This is a genomic window from Streptomyces sp. NPDC059900 (assembly GCF_050270335.1).
Taxonomy (GTDB): domain Bacteria; phylum Actinomycetota; class Actinomycetes; order Streptomycetales; family Streptomycetaceae; genus Streptomyces.
This window is the reverse complement of the sequence record NZ_JBNNJZ010000542.1, coordinates 1-5,408: the sequence shown is the minus strand read 5'-3', so window position 1 is coordinate 5,408 and position 5,408 is coordinate 1. Positions and strand designations below refer to the sequence as shown.

7 protein-coding genes and 1 pseudogene are annotated in these 5,408 nt (G+C 72.2%); 2 read left to right on the top strand and 6 right to left on the bottom strand.

Translation table 11 applies throughout. The annotated features are described in order from the left end of the window. The 3 genes and pseudogenes from ACQKIP_RS38550 to ACQKIP_RS38540 all read right to left on the bottom strand — a co-directional run. Positions 1-421: pseudogene (locus ACQKIP_RS38550) on the bottom strand (hypothetical protein); the annotation flags it as partial. 269 nt (positions 422-690) lie between these two features. Beyond that, positions 691-1,560, bottom strand: a complete 870-nt coding sequence (locus ACQKIP_RS38545; protein ID WP_365864387.1) for an alpha/beta fold hydrolase — start codon at positions 1,558-1,560, stop codon at positions 691-693. 102 nt (positions 1,561-1,662) lie between these two features. Then, the gene (locus ACQKIP_RS38540; RefSeq protein WP_365864389.1) at positions 1,663-2,241 is read right to left on the bottom strand and encodes a TetR/AcrR family transcriptional regulator; all 579 of its coding nucleotides are present in this window, start codon (positions 2,239-2,241) and stop codon (positions 1,663-1,665) included. A 107-nt stretch (positions 2,242-2,348) separates the two neighbouring features. Here ACQKIP_RS38540 and ACQKIP_RS38535 point away from each other — a divergent pair, with 107 nt between their 5' ends. Together ACQKIP_RS38535 and ACQKIP_RS38530 are read left to right on the top strand one after the other, a co-directional pair. After that, positions 2,349-3,230 (top strand): SDR family oxidoreductase, encoded by an 882-nt coding sequence (locus ACQKIP_RS38535; protein WP_365864391.1) that lies wholly within the window; start codon positions 2,349-2,351, stop codon positions 3,228-3,230. A 65-nt stretch (positions 3,231-3,295) separates the two neighbouring features. Then, entirely contained in the window at positions 3,296-3,760 is a 465-nt protein-coding gene (locus ACQKIP_RS38530; protein ID WP_365864393.1) for a GNAT family N-acetyltransferase, read from the top strand. Here the strand turns inward: ACQKIP_RS38530 and ACQKIP_RS38525 are convergent. The 3 genes from ACQKIP_RS38525 to ACQKIP_RS38515 all read right to left on the bottom strand — a co-directional run bounded on the left by ACQKIP_RS38525 (position 3,728) and on the right by ACQKIP_RS38515 (position 5,257). After that, positions 3,728-3,994: a hypothetical protein gene (locus ACQKIP_RS38525; RefSeq protein WP_365864394.1), complete on the bottom strand. Its 267-nt coding sequence runs from the start codon at positions 3,992-3,994 to the stop codon at positions 3,728-3,730. The genes ACQKIP_RS38530 and ACQKIP_RS38525 overlap by 33 nt on opposite strands. A 213-nt stretch (positions 3,995-4,207) precedes the next feature. Continuing rightward, complete coding sequence (locus ACQKIP_RS38520) at positions 4,208-4,492, bottom strand: cupin domain-containing protein (RefSeq protein ID WP_365864396.1); 285 nt, start codon at positions 4,490-4,492, stop codon at positions 4,208-4,210. Between the two features lie 339 nt (positions 4,493-4,831). Beyond that, a complete protein-coding gene (locus tag ACQKIP_RS38515; RefSeq protein WP_365864398.1) occupies positions 4,832-5,257 on the bottom strand; it encodes a pyridoxamine 5'-phosphate oxidase family protein in 426 nt (141 codons plus the stop codon). Positions 5,258-5,408: the final 151 nt, after the last annotated feature.

Genomic DNA, 5,408 nt, shown 5'->3' with positions numbered 1-5,408 from the left:
GGTCGAGCGCGGCCCGCGTGCGTGCCAGGCGGTTCTGGCTCGCCGCCAGCAGGCCCTGGGCGCGGTCGATCTCCTCGTATGAGCGTTGCCGCAGACTGACCGTTGGTTCCCCAGCAGTCCGGGAGCGGTCATCCAGGCGCTTCTCCTGGCCGGCGAGCTGCTTCTGCCATTTGTCGGCCGTAACTTCCCGCTGATCGGCGGCGCGCTCGCGCGCATCGGCTGCGGCTTCCCGGTCATCGGCGATGCGTTCGCGCTCATCGGCGACCGTTTCGCGGTTGTCGGCCGCCTGCTCGCGCTCGTCGGCCGCCTGCTCGCGCTCGTCGGCCCCCCGTTGCTGTGCGCGGGACGCAAGACTGTTCGGCTCGGCGGGCTCTGTGCTCTCCTCGGCCGCGGATTCACTGTCCAGGGGGTCGGGCTCCATACCGGCAGTATCCACCCGCGGGCCGGGCCGGGGCTGCCGGCCGGTGTGGGGGTGATGGCGGTGCGCACGGCCTGGAGCGCGGCGCTGACGCGAAGCGTCCGATCATGCCCTCCAGGTGCGCACGGGCAGGCACGCACTGCATGGCAGCTGTGGACGGCGCTGAGCCATGCGCGCCGTCCACCTCGGTGATCATGCAGGTGAGGCATTGCCGGGCCGCGTGGTTCGGCCCGCCTCCGCGGTGCCCGGGAATTGCCCGCCCGCCGGGTGGCTCACGAGGCTCCGTCAAGAACCTGGCGCAGCCGGTGGGCGAACTCGTCCGGCTTTCCCGGATATCCGAACTCTCCGTCGAGGAACCCGCCGTGATGGCTCGGAAAGACGGTCGCCCGCTGCCCCAGCAGCTCGGCGGTCGCCACCGAGGTGCGTCCGGTCAGCACGCCCGCGGACTCCTCACCCACCGCGATCACCGTGCGGGTCGGCGCGGCGGCGATCTCCTCGGCGTCCGGCCGGTAGCTGCTGATGGCCCATGACCGGTCGGACAGCAGCGGATCGTCGCGCGAGCCGTCGTCCTGCGGGGGCATCCCGAAGGCGGCGGGATCGGCGGGGGGCTGTGCGAAGAACGCGTCGGTGAACTCTCCCTCCCACGAGGTCATGGCCACGAACGCGGCCATCCCGGCTCCCCATCCCCGCTTCTCGTACGCCTCCCGTACGCCGTCCCGTGCACGTACGGCCGCCGGGCCGTCCGGTGTGAGGGTGATCAGCGGCGGCTCGTGCGCGACCAGGGTGGTCACGTCTGCGGGATACGTGGCCACGAGCGCGAGCGCGGTGACCGCTCCGCCGCTGCTGGCGAACATCTCCACCGGCCCGGTCCCCAGCGCCTCGATGACGGCGTGCACATCATCGGCCTGGGTCTGCGGCGTGTGCTCGACCCGCCCGTCCTTACGCTTGCTGCGACCCAGCCCGCGCGGGTCGTAGGTGATCACGGTCCGTTCGGGGAAGCGCGCCGCGAGGGCAACGAAACCAGTGGCGTCCATGGGCTGCCCGATCATGAACAGCGGCGGGCGCCCGTCGGCGGTCGGCAGCGGTCCGCGAACGTCATAGACAAGGTCCGCGCCGGGTGTCGTGAGTGTGTGCGTCTCCATACGGGTACAGACGGGCCCCGCCCCGGAAACTCATCGGCCCGGCCCCACCGCGAAAGCGCGCCTCCGTTGCGGGCGGGGCGCCGAGCGTGTGGAGGGGTTTGGTCAGCCCAGTGACGCGCTCACGGCGCGCAGCTCGTCCAGGGCCGCAAGGACGTATCCGGCGAGTTCGTCCTTGCCGTCGCTCTCGCCCTCGGACCATTGGGCGAAGCCGCGTTTGAAGGCCAGGACGCCCAGCTCGCTCGCCAGGGCCGCAGTCGGGTCGGGCAGGCCGCGGGCGACCAGGGCCGCCGTCATCGCGGCGGCCAGGCTGACGGTCTTGAGGGCGTCACGCTCCTGCAACTCGGCGCTGGCGGCGACGGCCGCCTTCAGGCGCGGGGCGAGCTCGCGGTTCTCGGGTCCCATCGCGCTCGATGCGCGCTCGAGGCCGGCGGCGATTGCTTGCAGCGGGGTGGCGCCGCCGGGGGCCTCGGCGATTCCCTCGGTCAGCAGCCGGCTCAGCGTCTCCTGGCCGGCCACCAGCAGCTCGCGTTTGTCGGGGAAGTGCCGGAAGAAGGTGCTCTTGGTGACCCCGGCTCGCTCGGCGATCTGCGCGACCGTCGTGGCGTCGTACCCCTGCTCGGTGAACAGGTCGACTGCGGCCACGACGAGGCGCTCGCGTGCGCCTGGTTCCCACCTACCCATGGGGCCAGCATATGTGATGGGACTCTTGTCCCGTCACCTGGTAGCGTCTGATGGGACAAGAGTCCCATCACTGTCCGTCGTTTCCCCCTGCCCGGGAGAGGATCTCCATGCGTGTTTTCGTCACCGGCGCCACCGGTCTGATCGGCTCCGCCGTCGTCGCCGAACTGCTCGGCAACGGCCATAGCGTCCTCGCACTCGCCCGCTCCGACGCCTCCGCGCGCGCCGCCCGGGCGGCCGGCGCCGAGCCGCTGCGGGGAGCCCTCGCCGATCTGGACATCCTGCGGGCCGGCGCCGCGCAGGCCGACGGCGTCGTCCACCTGGCGTTCGGCAATGACTTCAGCAGCCCTGAAGCCCTCGCGCAGAACGTCGCCGAGGAAAGCGCCGCCCTCGCGGCCCTCGGCGAGGAACTCGTCGGCAGCAACCGCCCCCTGGTGACCGTCTCCGGTACGCCCTGGGCGCCGGGCCGTCCGTCCACCGAGGCCGACCCGGTGCCCACCGACGGACCGGTCGGCGGCCGCGGCCGTGCGGTCACCGCCGTCCTGGACCTGGCCGCGCGCGGGGTGCGCAGTACGGCCGTACGCCTGCCGCGTACCGTCCACAACGAGGGTGCCGGCGGATTCGCCGGTCTGCTGACCGAAACCGCCCGCCGGACCGGGGTATCCGGCTACCCGGGCGACGGCACCCAGCGCTGGCCGGCCGTCCACGCACGCGACGCGGCGGTCCTCTTCCGCCTCGCCCTGGAACAGGCCGAAGCAGGCAGCGTGTGGCACGCCGTGGCCGACGAGGGGGACCAGGTGCGCGACATCGCCGCGGTCATCGGCCGACGGCTCGGCCTGCCGGTCGAATCGGTGCCGGAGCAGACGTACGGCCCCATCGGCCCGATCTTCGCCACCGACCAGCCCTCCTCCAGCACCCATACCCGCCAGACCCTGGGTTGGGAGCCCAAGCACCCCGGCCTCCTGCAGGACCTGGAGAACATCCAGCCCTGACCGGCCGCCGGACGGCCGTCCATACTGCGCACGTCTGCCGGACACGCGTCTGCCAGACTGCCCCGGTGATCATCAGACTCGCGCAGGAACGTGATCTCCCGAGCTTTCTCGCCCTGGCCGCCCAAGTCGAGCACTGGTTCGGCCCGATGGTCGAGGAACCGGGCTTCCATGAAGCGGTGCGCGCGCACCTGCGCCGCTCGACGGCGCTCATCGCCCTCTCCGCGGAATCGGGCCTCCTCGGCGGGCTGTTGTTCGACGCGAAGGCCCCTGTCTTTCACGTCGACTGGCTGGTGGTGGCGGAAGGCGGCCGCGGCAGCGGCGTCGGTCGCGCGCTGATGGACGAGGCATCGCGCAGGTTCGTGCGCGGTCCGGGCATCATCGAGGTGATCACGTTCGGGGCCGACCACCCGGGCGCGGTGGCCAGCGGCGCCCGCGTCTTCTACGAGCGGCTGGGCTTTGCCCCCGCCGAGGCGGCAGAGCCGGGACCGGAAGGCGGGTCACGGCAGCTCTACCGCCGGCCCGTCACCTGACCGCCGGGAGCGCACCTCCAGGGCGGCCGGGCCGAAACCGGCGGGCAGGGCGCTGACGCGCAGCGTGGCGCTCTCTCCGTCGCGCAGGTCGAGGTAGTTGCGGTCGAAGCGGACCTCCGGCGCCGGAGTCAGCGCGTGGGCGAAGTAGGCGAAGCCCGTCGCGGTGCACGCGGTCTCGACCGCGCCCCGGAGCGGCGGGAGGCGGCCCACCGGCTGCGCGCCCAGTGGTACCACGCACCCCCCGGGGCCGCGGGCCCGGTGTGGGACGTCCTGCACCGCGAACGGGTGCTGCTGCGGGACGCCGCCGGGCGCGGCAGCCGCGACGCGACGGCGCCTGCGGGCCAAGCGGACCGCATCAAACGGCAGAGTCAGCGGGCCCTTCCCACACGGCGGTGGCCACGAGGCAGCCGGCGTTGGTGATCGTGCCGGGGGCGGTGAGGCCGACGCCTACTTGAACTCGATCTCGACGAACGCGAGAGGAGACGAACCGGTGTTGAGCACCTCGTGCGCACCGCCGGCCGGGCGGGTGTAGGACTCGCCCGCCTTCAGCTGCGATACGGTCACCGAGCCGTCCGAGCTGATCACATCCGTCTGTCCGTCGGTGACGGGGACGACGACGTAGTCGTACTCGTGGACGTGCTGGCCGGTGCTCTGGCCGGGTTCGAAGTCCCAGCGGGTGACGCGGGTCCTTTCGTCTTCGTGCTGCAGGCTGGCGCGGGCTGAGGCGGTCAAGTCGTTCTCCTTGCTTCCGGCGGACGCAGGGGCTGCGAGCAGCTTGCAGGCGGCACCCGTCGGGGCAGGCTACCCGGCTGACCTGGCCATTCGGCGCCGAGGTCGGCCTTGCACGGTGGACGCCCGCTGCGTCGTGCCGTGAGGGTGCGCCTCCCCGCGCAGGGGCCGCAGATCGCTGGGGCAGTGTTCTTGGCACCGCTTCAGGAGTCCGCCGGACCGCCGTGCAGATCGTGGCTGAGCGTCACGCTGAACGGTCGCACCGGCCAGTCGCCGGCGGCGCGGATGCCGGCGGGCGGAGATCGTGGCTCTTGAGGAGCGGACACCGCCGCGTCTCCCCGTTCAGCCCCCTCCCAGATCGGCCGAGAGCCAGTGCTTCGGCCGCATCCGGACCACGGCGTGATCGGAGAGCTCCGCCTCCGCGTATGCAAGGTAGCTGTCGAGCGCGTCGCCCTCCAGGTAGCGGCTGGCCAACTCGCGGTGCACGCCACCGGCCGCCTCGGTCACCTCGGCCACGGGCCCCTCGACCGAGACGTACCTGACCGTCGGCGTCGTTCGCTGGACCAACAGGCTGAAGCGGCCTGTGGTCTTGATCCGCTGCATCTTCAGGGAGTTCACGCCGGTGAGGATCCACGGCAGTCCGCCGGGCTCATAGGCGTACCAGATCGGTACCAGCAACGGCCCGCGTCCCTCTGCGGCTGCGACCCCGATCGCGGCCACGTGAGGCTCGGCCAGGAACTGTTCGCGTTCTTTACGGGAAAGCGCCATGCCTCGACAGTAGGTGCGGCCACGCGCAGCGGCATCGCGACCGGCTGCGCCGGTTCCGGCCGGAAGATGAATGAGGTGCGCCACGGCGGTGAGTGGGCCCGCCTGCACGGCGCCCGGCACCCCGGGAGGGTCGCTTGCAGCAAGGGACTGC